Source organism: Limnohabitans sp., assembly GCF_040401495.1.
Classification (GTDB): Bacteria; Pseudomonadota; Gammaproteobacteria; order Burkholderiales; family Burkholderiaceae_C; genus Limnohabitans.
Map to the genome: position 1 here is coordinate 134,515 of NZ_JBBAOI010000001.1, position 15,569 is coordinate 150,083.

The 15,569-nt window shown below is 53.6% G+C and carries 17 protein-coding genes; 5 read left to right on the forward strand and 12 right to left on the reverse strand.

The genetic code is table 11. The annotated features are described in order from the left end of the window. The 5 genes from AC9UEO_RS00665 to AC9UEO_RS00685 are packed head-to-tail and all read left to right on the forward strand — an operon-like array spanning window position 1 to window position 4,246. Complete coding sequence (locus tag AC9UEO_RS00665; protein WP_509528584.1) at window positions 1-1,359, forward strand: ATP-binding protein; 1,359 nt, start codon at window positions 1-3, stop codon at window positions 1,357-1,359. Then, entirely contained in the window at window positions 1,352-1,999 is a 648-nt protein-coding gene (locus tag AC9UEO_RS00670) for a response regulator (RefSeq protein WP_509528586.1), read from the forward strand. Before AC9UEO_RS00665 ends, AC9UEO_RS00670 begins: the two co-directional genes overlap by 8 nt. Continuing rightward, window positions 1,996-2,862, forward strand: a complete 867-nt coding sequence (locus AC9UEO_RS00675; RefSeq protein ID WP_509528588.1) for an SDR family NAD(P)-dependent oxidoreductase — start codon at window positions 1,996-1,998, stop codon at window positions 2,860-2,862. Before AC9UEO_RS00670 ends, AC9UEO_RS00675 begins: the two co-directional genes overlap by 4 nt. After that, window positions 2,859-3,233 carry a surface-adhesin E family protein gene (locus tag AC9UEO_RS00680; RefSeq protein WP_509528590.1) on the forward strand — a complete coding sequence of 125 codons (375 nt, stop codon included), beginning with the start codon at window positions 2,859-2,861 and terminating at the stop codon, window positions 3,231-3,233. Before AC9UEO_RS00675 ends, AC9UEO_RS00680 begins: the two co-directional genes overlap by 4 nt. Then, window positions 3,230-4,246, forward strand: coding sequence for a pirin family protein (locus AC9UEO_RS00685; protein ID WP_509528592.1), 1,017 nt, complete (start codon window positions 3,230-3,232; stop codon window positions 4,244-4,246). Before AC9UEO_RS00680 ends, AC9UEO_RS00685 begins: the two co-directional genes overlap by 4 nt. Here AC9UEO_RS00685 and AC9UEO_RS00690 read toward each other — a convergent pair. The 12 genes from AC9UEO_RS00690 to AC9UEO_RS00745 are packed head-to-tail and all read right to left on the reverse strand — an operon-like array spanning window position 4,243 to window position 15,561. Next, a complete protein-coding gene (locus tag AC9UEO_RS00690; RefSeq protein ID WP_509528594.1) occupies window positions 4,243-4,665 on the reverse strand; it encodes a hypothetical protein in 423 nt (140 codons plus the stop codon). The two genes, AC9UEO_RS00685 and AC9UEO_RS00690, sit on opposite strands and share 4 nt — an antisense overlap. Window positions 4,666-4,688: 23 nt before the next feature. After that, window positions 4,689-5,483 carry a cyclase family protein gene (locus AC9UEO_RS00695; RefSeq protein ID WP_509528597.1) on the reverse strand — a complete coding sequence of 265 codons (795 nt, stop codon included), beginning with the start codon at window positions 5,481-5,483 and terminating at the stop codon, window positions 4,689-4,691. Window positions 5,484-5,514: 31 nt separating this feature from the next. After that, on the reverse strand, window positions 5,515-6,699 hold the full coding sequence (locus tag AC9UEO_RS00700; protein WP_509528599.1) for an acetyl-CoA C-acyltransferase: 1,185 nt from the start codon (window positions 6,697-6,699) through the stop codon (window positions 5,515-5,517). A gap of 44 nt (window positions 6,700-6,743) precedes the next feature. Then, entirely contained in the window at window positions 6,744-7,502 is a 759-nt protein-coding gene (locus AC9UEO_RS00705) for an ABC transporter ATP-binding protein (RefSeq protein WP_509528601.1), read from the reverse strand. 8 nt (window positions 7,503-7,510) lie between these two features. Continuing rightward, window positions 7,511-8,269, reverse strand: a complete 759-nt coding sequence (locus AC9UEO_RS00710; protein WP_509528603.1) for an ABC transporter ATP-binding protein — start codon at window positions 8,267-8,269, stop codon at window positions 7,511-7,513. Continuing rightward, the gene (locus AC9UEO_RS00715) at window positions 8,266-9,345 is read right to left on the reverse strand and encodes a branched-chain amino acid ABC transporter permease (protein WP_509528606.1); all 1,080 of its coding nucleotides are present in this window, start codon (window positions 9,343-9,345) and stop codon (window positions 8,266-8,268) included. The genes AC9UEO_RS00710 and AC9UEO_RS00715 overlap by 4 nt, the downstream gene beginning before the upstream one ends. A gap of 15 nt (window positions 9,346-9,360) precedes the next feature. Further along, the gene (locus AC9UEO_RS00720; RefSeq protein ID WP_509528609.1) at window positions 9,361-10,227 is read right to left on the reverse strand and encodes a branched-chain amino acid ABC transporter permease; all 867 of its coding nucleotides are present in this window, start codon (window positions 10,225-10,227) and stop codon (window positions 9,361-9,363) included. 31 nt (window positions 10,228-10,258) lie between these two features. After that, the gene (locus tag AC9UEO_RS00725; protein ID WP_509528612.1) at window positions 10,259-11,488 is read right to left on the reverse strand and encodes an ABC transporter substrate-binding protein; all 1,230 of its coding nucleotides are present in this window, start codon (window positions 11,486-11,488) and stop codon (window positions 10,259-10,261) included. Then, entirely contained in the window at window positions 11,485-12,462 is a 978-nt protein-coding gene (locus AC9UEO_RS00730) for an alpha/beta hydrolase (protein WP_509528614.1), read from the reverse strand. The genes AC9UEO_RS00725 and AC9UEO_RS00730 overlap by 4 nt, the downstream gene beginning before the upstream one ends. Further along, the gene (locus AC9UEO_RS00735) at window positions 12,462-13,232 is read right to left on the reverse strand and encodes a crotonase/enoyl-CoA hydratase family protein (protein WP_509528616.1); all 771 of its coding nucleotides are present in this window, start codon (window positions 13,230-13,232) and stop codon (window positions 12,462-12,464) included. The genes AC9UEO_RS00730 and AC9UEO_RS00735 overlap by 1 nt, the downstream gene beginning before the upstream one ends. Then, entirely contained in the window at window positions 13,229-14,029 is an 801-nt protein-coding gene (locus AC9UEO_RS00740) for an ester cyclase (RefSeq protein ID WP_509528618.1), read from the reverse strand. The genes AC9UEO_RS00735 and AC9UEO_RS00740 overlap by 4 nt, the downstream gene beginning before the upstream one ends. Beyond that, window positions 14,026-15,561, reverse strand: coding sequence for a long-chain-fatty-acid--CoA ligase (locus AC9UEO_RS00745; protein ID WP_509528620.1), 1,536 nt, complete (start codon window positions 15,559-15,561; stop codon window positions 14,026-14,028). Before AC9UEO_RS00745 ends, AC9UEO_RS00740 begins: the two co-directional genes overlap by 4 nt. Window positions 15,562-15,569: the final 8 nt, after the last annotated feature.

The window sequence follows — 15,569 nt, forward strand, 5'->3', positions numbered from 1 at the left end:
ATGGGACTGCGCCTGCAAATCAACCTGATCATGGGCGTGCTTCTGGCCACGTTTGCATCCTTGCTGATTTACCTGCAACTCGACAACACCCGTCAAAGTGTTCGTGAGGAGATGGAGGGCGCCAGCATCGTTGCCACCCAACTGCTGTCGCGCTTGCAAGCCGTTTCACGCAACAGTTCTTTAGAGGATATGGCGCAATTTCTCGCCACAGTCGGCCGTATACGTGCCAACGAAATTGAACTTCGCAACGCACAAGATGATGTGGTCTACCATTCGCCTCCACCTGTTTACAAAGCCGGACGCGATGCGCCCGAATGGTATTCACGGATTGTTTCGCCCTCGGTACATACCCGCGAAATACCTGTCTCCGATGGCCTGTTGTTGTTGCGAGCCGACCCTTCTAGAGCTATTTTGGATGGCTGGGATGACTTCAAGCCCATGGTGCTGACAGTGATTGCAGGTTTTTTGTTGGGTAATGCACTGGTGTTTGTGTTGGTCGGTCGGGCTATGCAACCCCTGCAAAAGGTTTTACAAGGTCTGCAAGCCATGGAGAGTGGCAGTTACGGCACCCGACTGCCCGCCATGCACGGCAAAGAGGCTAAGGTCATGGGAGAAGCCTTCAATGCGATGGCGCAATCGGTACAAGAAGGCATTGCAGCACAAACCCAAGCGCGTGAAGCCACCTTAGCGCTGGCGCAAAACCGCGAACTCACCCAAGTCATCCAAACCCGCATTGAAGAAGTGCGCGGCCAAATCGCACGAGAACTGCACGATGAACTTGGCCAGCAAGTCACAGCCATCAAAAGCTTGGGGCAAGCCATGGCATTGCGTGCCAAAGGAGTCGACGCCCATACCGAAAACGCTGCTCGCATGGTGATTGAAAGTGCCGACGCGATATACGAAGAAGTACACCAACTCGTCAGCCAGCTGCGCCCACTTGCGCTGGACCGCTTTGGGCTGCAAGATGCATTGCAAGATTTGGTGGAAGATGCGCGTAGCCGACATACCGACACGCGCATCCATTTACAGTTGCACACGCCACTGGAAGATATTGAACCCAGTTTGGCCACAGCCACTTACCGCATCGTGCAAGAGTCACTGAACAACGCTTTGCGCCATGCCAAGGCCAGCCAGATCACCATCTTGCTGTCTGTGATTGACCAACAACTGCACATCGATGTCAGCGATAACGGCATAGGGGCCACCCCCGACTGGGCAGACTCCGGCCAATTCGGCGTCATTGGTATGCGCGAGCGAGCCCAAGGCCTGGGCGGGACTTTTCGCTTTGAATCTTTGCACCCCTCTGGCGTACGGGTGTGGGCGGTGCTGCCGCTGGGCCACAATCTGTCACATGGCTAAATTGACACTTCTTTTGGTAGACGACCACGCTGTGGTGCGCAGCGGATTCAAAGTCCTGTTACAGACTTGGGACGATGTGGAAGTGGTGGCAGAGGCCAATAGCGGTGAGGAGGCCTTGGCGCTTTACACCCTGCACCGACCCGAGGTGGTCGTGATGGACATCGCCATGGCGGGCATGGGCGGCATTGAAGCAACCAAACGCTTGTTTGCGCTTGACCCGCAGGTTCGCGTCTTGGCCCTGTCGGCGCATGAGGACAGCAGCTACGCTAAACGTGCTTTGCAGGCGGGTGCTTTGGGCTATTTATCCAAACGAACAGCCCCCGAGGTCTTGATTGACGCCTTGCGCATGGTGGCACGTAACCAGCGCTTTATCGACCCCATCATTGCGCTGCGCATGGCGAACCAGCGCAACGACAGCGATACGCAAGACATCGATAAACTCTCCCCGCGTGAATTCGAAGTCTTTATATTGCTGGCCAAAGGGCGCTCGGTACTGGACATTTCCCAAGCTTTGGGCTTGTCTGCTTCAACGGTTGGCACTCACTTGTACAAGGTCAAACAAAAACTTCAACTTAGCAACCAATCCGAAATGACCTTGCTAGCCATGCGCCACGGTTTGCTTGACGACACCGCCCCATGAACCCCAGCCCTTTCGCTTCACACAAAGAACGCGTCGCCCTCATCACCGGTGCCAATATCGGTATAGGTCGAGTCACTGCTTTGCGCTTGGCGCAAGCGGGCTTCACCGTTTTTTTGGCGGGTCGCTCAGCACAGCGCACACAAGCCGTGATCGACGAAATTCATGCCACCACCCAAACCACCCACAAAGCTTTTTACCTGCCACTGCAACTTGACGACTTGAACTCGGTGCGCGAATGTGCAGCACTGTTTTTGTCGCGTCAACTGCCTTTGCACTTGCTGATCAACAACGCGGGTTTGGCAGGTGACAAGGGGCAAACCCGCCAAGGCTTCGAGATGGCTTTTGGCGTGAATCACCTAGGGCATTTTTTGCTGACCCATTTGTTGCTCGATACCCTTAAAGCCTCTGCGCCAGCAAGGGTGGTGACGGTGGCCAGTCGCGCCCACTTGATGGCTTACCAAGGCTTGGATTGGCCTGCCCTGCAACAACCCACGCGCAGCCTCACTGGTACCCGCGAATACGGTGTGTCCAAGCTGGCCAATATTTTGTTCAGCGCCCATTTGGCCAAGGTCTTGGAAGGTTCTGGGGTGTCGACGTATTCCTTGCACCCCGGCGTGGTTGATACCGAGGTGTGGCGTGAAGTGCCTGGTTTTTTCAGGCCCTTGTTACGCCTGCGTGGACTGCTCACACCCGAAGAAGGGGCGCAAACCACGCTCTACTGCGCCTTTCAAGCATCGGCGAGTGAAAGCGGCTTGTACTACGATAAATGCCGCGTCAAAACCCCATCTCGCGTTGCACAAGATGCACAATTGGCTGAACAACTGTGGAACCAATCCCTGCAATGGGTGAAAGCGCAATCATGAAAAAACACCTGTCGATGCTCCTCCTGTGTTGTCTGTGCGGCCTAGCGCAGGCTGAATGGCAAAGCCTCTCCAAAGCCAACGATGGCGATTGGTATCTTGAAAGCCAGTTGGTGCAAACCAGCCCCATGGTCCGCGCTTGGACCTTGTTTGACCACCATGCCCCCGTGGGTGCCTTTGGTGTGTTGTCGGTCAAGACCATGCACGAGTTCGATTGTGCGCAACAGCGTATGCGAGACATCAATATCGTTGTCTTCAACGACCACATGGCTGGCGGCTCCATACTGCGCAACACCTACCCTGGCACGCAGTTGATTCATCCCCCACCTGGCAGCGTGTTCGAGCAACTCATGACCCAACTTTGCAAACCATGAGCACCTCCCCCATTCTTCGCATACAGCCTTTGGGCTTTCCTTGGCAAACCATAGACCCTTTTTTGTTTTGCGTTCACCACCTAGACCACTATCCCAAAGGTAATGCTGCCATGGGGCCACAAGCCTCTTTGTCTGGGCGCAATCTAGGCCAAGACTTTGCAGGCAAAGATGGCTGGAGCATGTACCACGGCATGACCATTCCAGGTTTTCCCGCACACCCTCACCGCGGCTTCGAAACAGTCACCATCGTGCGCCAAGGACATATCGATCACTCCGATTCGCTGGGCGCCACCGCCCGCTTTGGCCCAGGCGACGTGCAATGGCTCACTGCAGGCCAAGGCATCGTGCATTGCGAAATGTTTCCCTTACGCCATACCGACCAAGCCAATACTGCCGAGTTGTTTCAAATTTGGCTCAACCTGCCTGCCAGCCACAAAATGGTTAAACCGCACTTCACCATGCTGTGGAGTGAACAAATTCAAGATGTGCGACACCTTGACACCCAAGGCTTGGCTACCGACATCCGTGTGGTCGCAGGCAGCTTGCAAGACGCCAAGGGCTTACCCCCGCCCCCCGATTCTTGGGCCAGTCAGCCCAGCGCGGATGTGGCCATCTTCACGGTTCGCATGGCTGCAGGTGCGCGCTGGACACCACCGACTGCGCAGGTGGGAACCCGTCGCCAGTGGTATGTGTTTCAAGGTGAGGGCTTGCACATGCAGGGGCAGCTCATTGATGTGAAATCAGCGGTTGAGGTTAGAGCGCAAGAGGAAATTGAAATTATCAATGGCAACAGCCCCAGCGAACTGCTGATGCTGCAAGGCCGCCCTCTTAATGAACCGGTGGCGCAGCACGGCCCTTTTGTGATGAACACCCGGAATGAAATAGAGCAAGCGTTTGAGGACTACCGCCGTACACAATTTGGCGGCTGGCCTTGGCAGACACCCGACCCCGTACATGCCCACGACAAGGGGCGTTTTGCCCTGCACTCCGATGGAAAGCTCGAAGAACGTTAAGTTTTACCAACGTTTTGGGCTGAAGAAATTTCGGTGAGCGTCACCTCCTCCAAGACCTCTAAATCTCTTTGGGCTTGCAGTACCGCTTTGCGCCGAGCCAAGATGTCTTCACGCGCGGCTGTTTGGAACAGCAACCAATCGGTACGGTCTTTGGAGCGCGGCAAGCCTAAAAAAAGTAACAAAACACCCAAATAGCTTAAGAGATAGCTGACAGCCATTCCTGCAGCTTGCAAACCTAAAGCCCACGTGTTTTCATCTTGCCAAACTTCAGGTAATGGGAAAACTGACCATTGGTCAATCCAGCCTTCTCGCCAAAGGTAAATGCACCAAGCCACAAACATGCCCCAGGCCATGATGTGAAAAAGTCTTTTTTCCAAGCGACCCAGCACCTGACACCAATCTGGCTCGTGAAATTCCATCTACTGCTCCGAAATCTAAGCGCCTATCTTAGTTCATCAAATATTGCCACCGCACGGGTCCATCCCGCTGAAGCACCACGTATCTTGTGGGGAAAGCAGCTGATGTAAAAACCACTTGGCGGCAAAGCTTCCAAGTTGTGCAGCTTTTCTAAGTGGCAATAGCCAATATCGCGCCCCGCCTTGTGACCTTCCCATATCAAAGCGGCGTTGCCCGTCTCGGCATATTTTTGCGCAGTGTGCACAAACGGCGCATCCCAACTCCACGCGTCGGTGCCGGTGAGACGCACTCCTCGCTCGAGCAAATACATGGTGGCCTCGTAGCCCATGCCGCAACCAGTCGCCACATAGTCGGCTTGGCCATAACGCTTGCCTGCTGCGGTGTTGACCACCACAATTTCCAATGGGCTGAGTGTGTGCTGTATGCGTTGAAGTTCAGCTTCTACTTCCTTGGCCGTCACCACATGGCCATTGGGCAGATGACGAAAGTCGAGCTTGACCCCCGGCTGGAAACACCACTCCAGCGGTACCTCGTCGATGGTGATGGCAGGCTTGGCTTGACCACTGGCCTTGTCCATGGTCGAGTGGTAATGGTAGGGTGCATCCAAATGCGTGCCGTTGTGGGTACACAGTTTGACGAACTCCACGGCCCAGCCTTCGCCGTCGGGCAGGTCTTCTTTTTTCAAACCAGGGAAAAATGGTTCGATTTGTGACACCGTATTTTGGTGAGTGAGGTATTCGATCTGCGGCGCATACGCAGGAGGGTCGCTCACCACATCGTTTTCAAGGTAGATGGAGATATCAACAAAACGTCGTGGCATGGCAAACCCCTTTATTCAAACGCTGACGTATTCAAGCAACCTCAAACAAACCTGCCGCACCCATACCGCCGCCTACGCACATGGTGACCACCACGTATTTAACACCGCGGCGCTTGCCCTCAATCAAGGCATGGCCCACCAAACGTGCGCCAGTCATGCCATAGGGGTGTCCAATGGAGATACTGCCGCCGTTGACGTTGTAAATATCGGGGTTGATGCCCAATTGATCGCGGCAGTAAATAGCTTGGCAGGCAAAGGCTTCGTTCAATTCCCATAGGCCAATGTCGTCAATCTTTAAGCCATGCTGCTTGAGCAATTTAGGCACTGCGTAAATGGGGCCTATGCCCATTTCTTCAGGCGCACAACCCGCCACTGTCATGCCGCGGTAAATACCCAAGGCTTGCAAGCCACGGCGCTGCGCCAAACCTGCTTCCATCACCACGCAAGCACTGGCGCCATCGGACAACTGGCTGGCGTTGCCTGCAGTCACCACACCACCCTCGATCACAGGCTTGAGTGAAGTCAAACCTTCTAGCAATGTGTCAGGACGGTTGCTCTCATCTTTATTCAGCACCACATCTTTGTAACTGATGACGCCGGTGGCTTTGTCAGCCACGGCCATCTGAGTTGAAAAATGCACAATCTCTTGGTCAAACCGACCCGCTTGTTGTGCTGCTGCAGTACGCTGCTGCGACTCCAATGCGTACAGGTCTTGTGCTTCACGGCTGATGTTGTACTTGCGAGAAACAAACTCAGCGGTTTGCAACATGGGCATATACACATGGGGAACACGTTTTTCAAGTGCTGCGTCTTTTCCCGCCATGGCGCTTTCAAAATAGGCTTTTTGCTCAGCGGTGATGTTTTCTTGACCACCGGCCACCACCACGTCCATGCCGTCGACCATCACTTGTTTGGCCGCAGTGGCAATTGCCATCAAGCCAGAAGCGCATTGGCGATCCATGGTTTGACCTGGGGCCGTGACAGGCAAACCTGCAGCCAAAGCAGCGTTTCGCGCCAAGTTCATGCCAGCAGTGCCTGAAGTGAGCACGGTACCCATGACCACGTCTTCCACTTCAGAGCCTTCAATGCCAGCACGCAGTACAGCTTGGGCAATGACGTGACCCAACAGACTGGGCGACTTGGTGTGGTTCAAAGAGCCTTTGAAGGCTCGGCCAATACCTGTGCGGGCGGTAGACACGATGACAGCTTCTCTCATGGGTATATATCCGTTCTGAATTGAATAAAAGGAAAGGGAAAAAATCAGTGCTCAGCGCCCAAATAGGCGGCGATCACAGCGGGGTCGTTTTGGATTTGTTGGGGCGGACCCTCGGCAATTTTTCGACCGAAATCCAGCACCACAATTTTGTCGGACAAATCCATCACCACAGGAATGTCATGCTCGACGATCAGGAAACTGACGCCCAAGTCAAGACGCACTTTTTGAATCAGCGCAGACATGCTGTCTTTTTCTGCAGAACTCATGCCGGCCATGGGTTCGTCCAACAACACCAACGAGGACTTTTGCATCAAGGCGCGGGCAAACTCCACCTGCTTTTGCCGCCCATAGGACAGCTCTGCAGGCAAAGCATTTGCATCTGCTTGCATGTCCAGAAAAGACAGCATCTTCAAAGCTGCTGCATGGGCTTCACGTTTTTCACGTCTTGCCTTTGGAGAGGTGAAAAAACCTTGTAACAAACCGCTTGAGCCTTGCAGATAAGCACCCGTCATGAGGTTTTCAATCACAGTAAGTCCACCGAACAAAGCCAAGTTTTGAAATGTTCTGGCCATGCCCTGCTGAGCGATCTGGTGCGCGGCCATGCCAGTAATGTCTGTGCCTTTGAAGAACACCTGTCCATGACTAGGTGTGTACATGCCCGTGATGCAGTTGAACAAAGTGGTTTTGCCAGCGCCATTGGGACCAATGAGCGAGGTAATTTCACCTTGCTTCAAGGAAAACGACACGTCGTCCAAGGCGGTGATGCCACCAAAACGCATGGCCAAATGGGAGATGCTCAACATGGCAGGCTTCATAGTGAAGACTCCCCTGCTACTTTGGCTTCACCTAAATAGGACGATTTCATCAAAGGATTGGCAGATACCTCGGCAGCTGAGCCAGACAGTACAACCCGCCCTTGCTTGAGCAAATAAGCAGACTGTGCGAAAGACAAAGCCAGATTAGCGTTTTGTTCTACCACCAACATGGCGGTCCCCAAGGTTTCACCAATCACCAGCAACTGCTTGTAAATTTCGCGCACGATAAGAGGTGCCAATCCAAGCGACAACTCGTCCACCAACAACAATTTAGGCTTGGCGATCATGGCGCGGCCCAAGGCCAGCATTTGTTGCTCTCCGCCTGACATCCAACCTGCTGCCTGCTGGCGTCTCTCCAACAAACGTGGGAACAAATGGTAGACAGCATCCAAGCCGTCTTGCACCTGCGCACGTGGCAACACAGCTGCCCCCACACGCAAGTTGTCTTCAACACTCAGGTGCTTGAAAACCAAACGCCCTTCCGGTACTTGCCCCATGCCCAAACGCACCAAACGGTGTGCAGGCAAACCCGAAACAATTTCTCCAGACAGTCGAACCTGTCCTGCAGTGACATGACCATGGTGCAAATCCAGCAATCCCGTCACTGCTCGAATGAGCGTGGTTTTTCCAGCGCCATTGGCGCCCAACAAAGCAACAATTCCGCCCCTGGGTACACGCATACTGACGTCTTCCAAGGCCAAGCCTTTTCGGTTGTAGGCCACACTCAAACCCTGAATGTCTAAAACCAAGCTCATTGACTTTGCCTCCACGCAGCGAGTCGGTTTTTCAAATTGCGCACCAAACCGGCGACACCGTCTGGCGCAAAAATCAAAAACACGATGACTAACAGACTGAAAATCAGTTGCACCAACTGGGCGCGGTTTTCCACCAGCAGCTTGCCTATGAAGCCGCCATCCTCACTGGACTGAGGCGACAGACCACCGATGATGGAGGGCAATAACAACCAAATGGCTGCACCCACCAAGGAACCCGACAACGAACCCATGCCGCCAATGATGATCATGGCGATGAACTGAATGGCAAATTGGATATTAAAAGCTTCCGAGGTGACATTGGTCAGGTAATAGGCGAACAACGCACCAGCCACAGATGCGATGGCCGAACTCAAACCAAAGGCCTTCAATCGCAGGATGCGAACGTCAACGCCCACAGAGGTGGCGGCCAACTCATGGTCACGCATGGCCCGCATGGCCAAGCCTTCACGGCTTTGCAAACTGACCTTCAACCCCATATAGACCAAGACTACCAAGGGCAACAAGAAGGCGTACCAGCGAGATGGCGTGTTTAACTCGAAACCTGCAATGCGAGGCGCGGCATACGGAATGCCGACCACATCAAAGAACTTGAACTGGTACTCTAAAAACACATACGTCACCACATAGTGCACTGCCAATGTCGAGAGTACGAAATACAAACCCCTTACCCGCAAAGAAGGCAAGCCAGCCAAAGTGCCCACCAACGCGCCGGCCATTGCGCAAGCCAACAACACCAATGGGAAAGGTAAGCCGAGTTGGTTGTCAAAAATGGCCGCCGCCAATGCGCCGGTCGCAAAAAAAGCAGCATGCCCTATAGAGATCAAACCTGCGCAACCCGTCAAGTAGTTCAAAGACAGTGCACCCAGCATAGAGATCAGCATCAGGTTGATTTGGGTGAGTCCTAAATTCAATAATTGCGTGTTGGACAAAGCCACGCCAAACAACGCACGTTCAGTGAGTAGTGTGGGCAAATAAGCCAGTGCACTGGCCCAAAAAATTAACCACACCCAAGCGCTGAAGTGGGTGGTGGATTGTTTGGTACTTGTCGTGTTCATATACGCTGTAGTCGCTTAAACGCGTCCAAGCTCTCGCTGTCCAAACAAACCCCAAGGACGCACCATGAGTATGAGCAACAACAAAACATAAATAATGATGTCGCTGGACTTGGGGGATATATAGGTAGAGGCCATCTGCTCGATGATGCCTACCAACAAGCCCCCCACAATGGCGCCAGGAATGCTTTGCATGCCACCAATCACCACCGCAGGCAACGCCAACAAACCAATGCCCTCAAGCTCGGTTGAGGCTATTTGTAATTGCCCTAAGAACAATCCGCCTACGGCTGCCAAGGTACTGCCAATGGCCCAAGCCAAGCGGTTCATGGTGTTGACATTCACTCCAGAGACCACGGCTGCTTCATGGCTGTCAGCAGATGCCCGCATGAGCAAACCCACCGAGGTAAAGCGGAAAAACAAACCAAACCCAGCCATGCAAGCCCAACTGACCAAAGCAGCTGTCAGATGTAAATAAGAGATACGCACACTGCCCAGCATAAGCACACCCATGGGCATGGGCGTGGTTAAAGAACGCCCCTGTGGGCCAAACATCATTTCAATCAAAGAGCGTAAAGCGATCGACAACGCAATGGTCAGCATGATGACCGACAACATGGGCCTGCCCAACAAGGGTTGGATTAGCGCCATATGGATCAAGACACCTAACAAGGCTGCTGCACCGACGATGAACACAATGGCCAGCGGAAAAGGCAGTTGCAAAACGGAAATGGCTGTTACTGCCAAATAAGCCCCACACACCACAAACATGCCCTGTGCAAAATTGAAGACATCCGTGGCTTTGAAAATAACAGCAAAACCCAACGCTACTAGGCCATAAATACTGCCCAAGGCCAGGCCGCTGAAAAAAACTTGTTCAAACATGGTTGGGTTCGCTTAAGTTATGTGAATCGGTTCAGCGGGTGTATTTTTCGTAGTCAGCAAAGTCACCGTAAGACTTGAATTTGTTAGCAGCAAAATCGAAGCCGAACAACTTGAACACCACCGGTCCGGTGTTGTTGGAAACAGAATAGGTAAAGGGTGCAGCCAAGCCTTGGCTGTTAACGGTAAAGCCTTTGGACAGGGATTCAATCAAACGAGCACGTGTGGGGTTCTTGCCCAACTTGGTCAAGGCCTCTGTCGCCATTTGTCCTGTTACCCAACCCGCTACGTAGTTGATGTCTTGCTTCATGTCGCCACGACCGATGCTGTCGGCATAAGCCGACATGGCTTTGTTGCCAGCCGACTGGTCAACGCCACCTGGGGTAAAGCAACTGATGAACTTGTAGTTCGCTGCTGCCTGTGCGCCCATGCTTTGAAACATTTGCGGTGCGCCCAAGTAGGTGATACCAAAGGTGGGGATGTTCAAGCCATATTGAGCCAAGGCTTTCATGGTCAAAATAGCCGTATTGGAAACGCCATAAATCGTGATGAAGTCGGGCTTGAGGTTCATGATTTCCAAAATTTGCGGCGTGACATCCACCGCAGTGACTTTCACGGTCAGATGGCTAGCAGTACCACCCAACTTGGTCACAGCTTCGGCCACATAGTCGTGGTATTCCTTGCCGCCAGCGGTTTCAATCGCCAAAGTCACCACTTTGGGGGCTTTGAGTTTGAGCGTATCGACGTGGTAGCCCACACCTGCTTGGGCCATGGACTTGTAGCCGCAAAAACCGTTGTAGACCATGGGCGTGACCGGCTCAGACAGCGCCTTGGTGGTCGTGTAGGTGCCCACAATCGGCACTTTGCCCGCCTTGATGGTGGGAGCCAAAGCCACTTGCGACACGGAAGTGCCCATGCCAGAAATGGCAATCACAGGGGTTTGACTGACCAATTTTTCAAACGCAATTTTGTCGGTGGCTGCATTGAAACGGTTGTCTTCAGCCAAGACGTTGATCTTGCGACCAAAGACACCCCCACCTTCGTTGACACGGCGCATGTAGTCGCGAAAACCATTGACCCAGATACCTTGTGATGCGGATGTTGGGCCGCTCATGTCCATGAGCACGCCCCAATCGATACGGTCTTTGTAAACGCCGTCTTGCGGCGCATCTTGTGACCAAGCGGTCAAACTCATACAAGTTGCAGCAAGCAACAAACTCAGTTGGGCTAAGTAGGTTTTTTGTGGTTTAGATTGAATTGTCATGGTGTCTCCTGTGAATGTATTTTTAAGGATTGATGAAGGGCATGACCCACCAAGCTGAAAACATGATGGGCAACGGTGTTGGCCATGGAAATAAACCGACCTTGGCTGAGCAATCCATGCATCTGGTCGTTGAAATGCAATGCAGCCACACGCACCCCCGCTTCGTCCAATCGATGGGCATAGGCACGGCCCTCATCACACAAGGGGTCATGCGCCACGGTCAACACCAAGGCAGGGGCCACGCCAGCCAATGTAGAAGCATTCAGCGGCGAGACGCGCCAATTGGTTTTATCGACGCCAAACGGAATGTAATGGTCAATAAAATACCGCATGGTCGATGAGGTCAAGGGCAAGTCACTTCGAACACGCTCATAAGAGGGAAATCGGCAAGTCAAATCCGTCACTGGGTAGAGCAAGGCTTGAAAACAAAGTTTTGGCACATCGCCGTCCCGCGACATCAATGCCAAGACAGCAGCCAAGTTGCCCCCCGCACTGTCACCACCCACACCCACTGCATGCGGGTCAATCTGCAACTCGTTTGCATTGGCCACTACCCATTGCAAGGCAGCAGCCGCGTCTTGCAAAGCGGCGGGATAAGGGTGCTCTGGCGCCAAACGGTAGTCCACTGCCACCACGCAAATACCCGCTGTGTTGGCCAGTTGTCGGCACATGCGGTCGTGGCTTTCTAAATTGCCAATCACCCAACCGCCGCCATGCAGGAACACCATGCAAGGTAAAACTTCAGTGTCTTGTGTTTGAGCACCTCGGTAAACCCGCAGCGTCAGGGTCGCCTCAGCTTCGATTTGTATATCGCGCACAGAAGCCACCTCGCCACCTGGTGACTGCATGATGTCCCAACTGGCAGCATAGGCTTTGCGGCATTGAGCAGGTGTCAAGGCCTCAAAGGGGGGATACGCAGCCTCCTTGGCACGAACCAACAGTGCTTGGGCGTCAGGGTCAAGCGCGGTGTACATCAGGTCCCTGTCCAAATGGGAGAACGCTTCTCACTGAAGGCAGTGGCACCCTCTCTTGCGTCGTTGGAATGGATGATGCTTTCAAGCAAGGCGTTTTGCCGTTGCCAACGCTCATCAGTGGGCCAATGCAAGGAATCGCTCACCACTTGCTTGCTGACACTGACTGCCATAGGGGCGTTGGCCGCAATTTTGTGGGCCAAGGTCTTGGCACCACTGAGAGCTTCTCCAGGCAAAGTCAGCAGATTAACCAAACCCCATTGACGGGCTTCATTGGCCGACATCATGTCACCTGTAAGAGCGTATTGCATGGCGATTTGTCGGGGGATGCGCTGGGGTAACCGTATCAGCCCACCTGACCCTGCGATCAAGCCACGCTTGACTTCAGGCAAGCCAAACTGCGCGTTGTCTGCTGCGACGATCAGGTCGCAGGCCAGCGCAATTTCAAAACCACCAGCCAAAGCAAAACCTTCGACAGCAGCAATGACTGGCTTTTGAGGCGGTGTTTCAATGATGCCGCCCAAACCACGCCCAGGCAGTTCTATGCGCTCGCCCTTGACAAATGCTTTAAGGTCCATACCAGAACAAAAATGCCCACCCTCACCCGTCAAAATGCCAACAGTGACAGTGTCATCGCTGTCGAGTCTGTCCATGGCGTCTGCCAAGGCTTGCGAGGTGGCGCGGTCAATCGCATTGCGCACTGCGGGGCGGCAAAGTGTGATGACAAGCAGCTTGCCTTCTTGCTCTACACGCACACTAGGTTCAACGCTCATGTTGCAGCCTTTTGTAAACGGGCCTTCAAACCCAACCTGTCCCTAACCACACGCCCCGATACCACGCGTCCGTTTTGCACTTGCAAAATGCCGTTGGTATTGAGCAGCATGGGCTTTTCGTCAGCAGCCAAACCAGTAAAACCGCCACGGTAAAGACCTGTTTGTCGCACATGAAAAGCCACGTGCTCACCCGAAGAAAAAAGCTCAGTGAATTCAACCCCTGTGACTTCAAACTTCAATGGGGTGCCGATGATGTGTTCATCGTCGCATCGCAAACAAGGCAAGCTACTTGGCCAAGGGTGCAGCAAGTACTGTCTCACCGCATCTTCAGCTGCAGGGTTGGGCGCTAGTGCCTCGGTATCCCACGGATTGGGAGAAGGCGACTCCACAGGATCTGTTACCCCGCTTTTGAGTTGACGCTGCCGCGTCATATAGTCTTCTTGCGCCACACAAGCGGTGAGTTGGTTGCCGTTACTGCGGTAAATGCCCACACCCGACCAAACCGCTGTACGTCCACCAGAGGTGCCGTGTTCGCTGAAATAGGTAGCCACGCGGTCATGCGAGCAAACCACTTGATGCACCGTCATACCCATGCCGGGGAATGCTTGCATTTGCTGTTGCACCGCGGGCAACCACTGCTCATCGCGGCCTGCAAAGGTGTAGTCGCCAATCTCCAAGGTATAGCTAGGCACAATGAATTCATGGGCGACCGAAGCATCATGGCTATTGAAATAGTCAACTACCCAGCGCCGCATCAATTGCACGGGCGTGCTGTTGACAAGGGATACGCCGCTCATGTCGACGACTCTTCCAAGTAAATACGCCTGAGTTCACGCTTGAGCAATTTGCCCGAGGCATTGCGCGGTAATTGATTGATGAACACCACGGAGGTGGGGCATTTGTAATGCGCCAAATGCTCGCGGGTGTAGCTGATCAATGCTTGCTCGGTGGTTTGCATGCTTTGACGCAATACCACCACCGCTCGCGGTGACTCGCCCCAACGTGCGTGAGGTATGCCAATGACGGCCACCTCCAAAACAGCGGGGTGTCCATTCAAAACGTTTTCAACTTCCGCTGGGTAAATATTTTCACCCCCTGAAATGATCAGGTCTTTGTAACGGTCAAAGAGGTAGATGTAGCCATCGGCATCCAGATAAGCCGCGTCGCCCGAGCGCAACCAACCGCCTTCAAGCAATGTTTCAGCGGTTTCTTGGGGTTTGTTCCAATAGCCTTGCATGAGCATCTCGCTACGCAACCAAATCTCTCCCACCTGCCCTATGGGCATATCGCTCATGGTGTGAGGGTCCACCACCCGCAAGTCCACCCAAGGCAATGCACGACCAACAGAACTGAGAAGGGATGCACGTGAGCCTTCGGGTTCATGGTCTGCGGGTGGCAGTACCACGACTGTGCCCGCAGTTTCGGTCATGCCATAGGCTTGCATAAATTGGCATCCCAACACATCCATCGCCCTGCGCAACAACACGTCCCCCATGGGTGCTGCGCCATACATCAACAAGGCCAAGCTACCAAGTTCAGCCTCTTTGACATTCGGTACTTCCAGCAAGGCTTGAACCACGGTGGGCACCAAAAAAGTGTGAGTAACCTTATGCTTGGCGATCACATCAATGATGCGAGATGGGTTGACCTCGCGCAGCAAAATGGTGTGTCCGCCCACGGTCATGGTGCCTGAACCGTAACCACAACCACCTATGTGAAACATGGGCATGGCCACCAAATTCACGCTGTCCGCATCCATGCCCCACGACTCTGCCGCCAAACGCGGCGTGAATGACATGCCTTGGTTGGTCAGCATGACGCCTTTGGGTAAACCAGTGGTGCCGGAGGTATAGAGTAATAAAGCCACTTCATCTGGCGCACCCGAATGACCGGGGTCGCTGTCAGGGGCCGCATTACGCCAGCCATCAAAGTCTTCACCCAATACAACAATACGCTGTATGAAAGCAAGGTTGCGACTGGTGTCTGTCAGCAAAGCTTCTTCACCTGCTGCGACGATGATGACCTTGGGTTGCGCGTCTTGCACAATCGCTTGAATCTCCGCGGGAGCCAAGCGCCAATTCAAACCAGTAAATATTGCCCCAATCTTGTTACAGGCATACATCAACTCAAAACATTCGGCGCAATTTTTGGTTAGCAAAGCCACTCGGTCGCCCACACCCACACCCGCCGCCTTCAAGGCATTGGCCGAGCGAGAACTCATTTCGTGCAATTGCGCAAACGACCAAGTCTGGTCTTCAAAAGTCAAGACAGGCAACGACCCGCGGCTTGTTGCTAGTTGTCGAAGAATATCGGCAAAGCTGGTCTTCATGGGTTCAG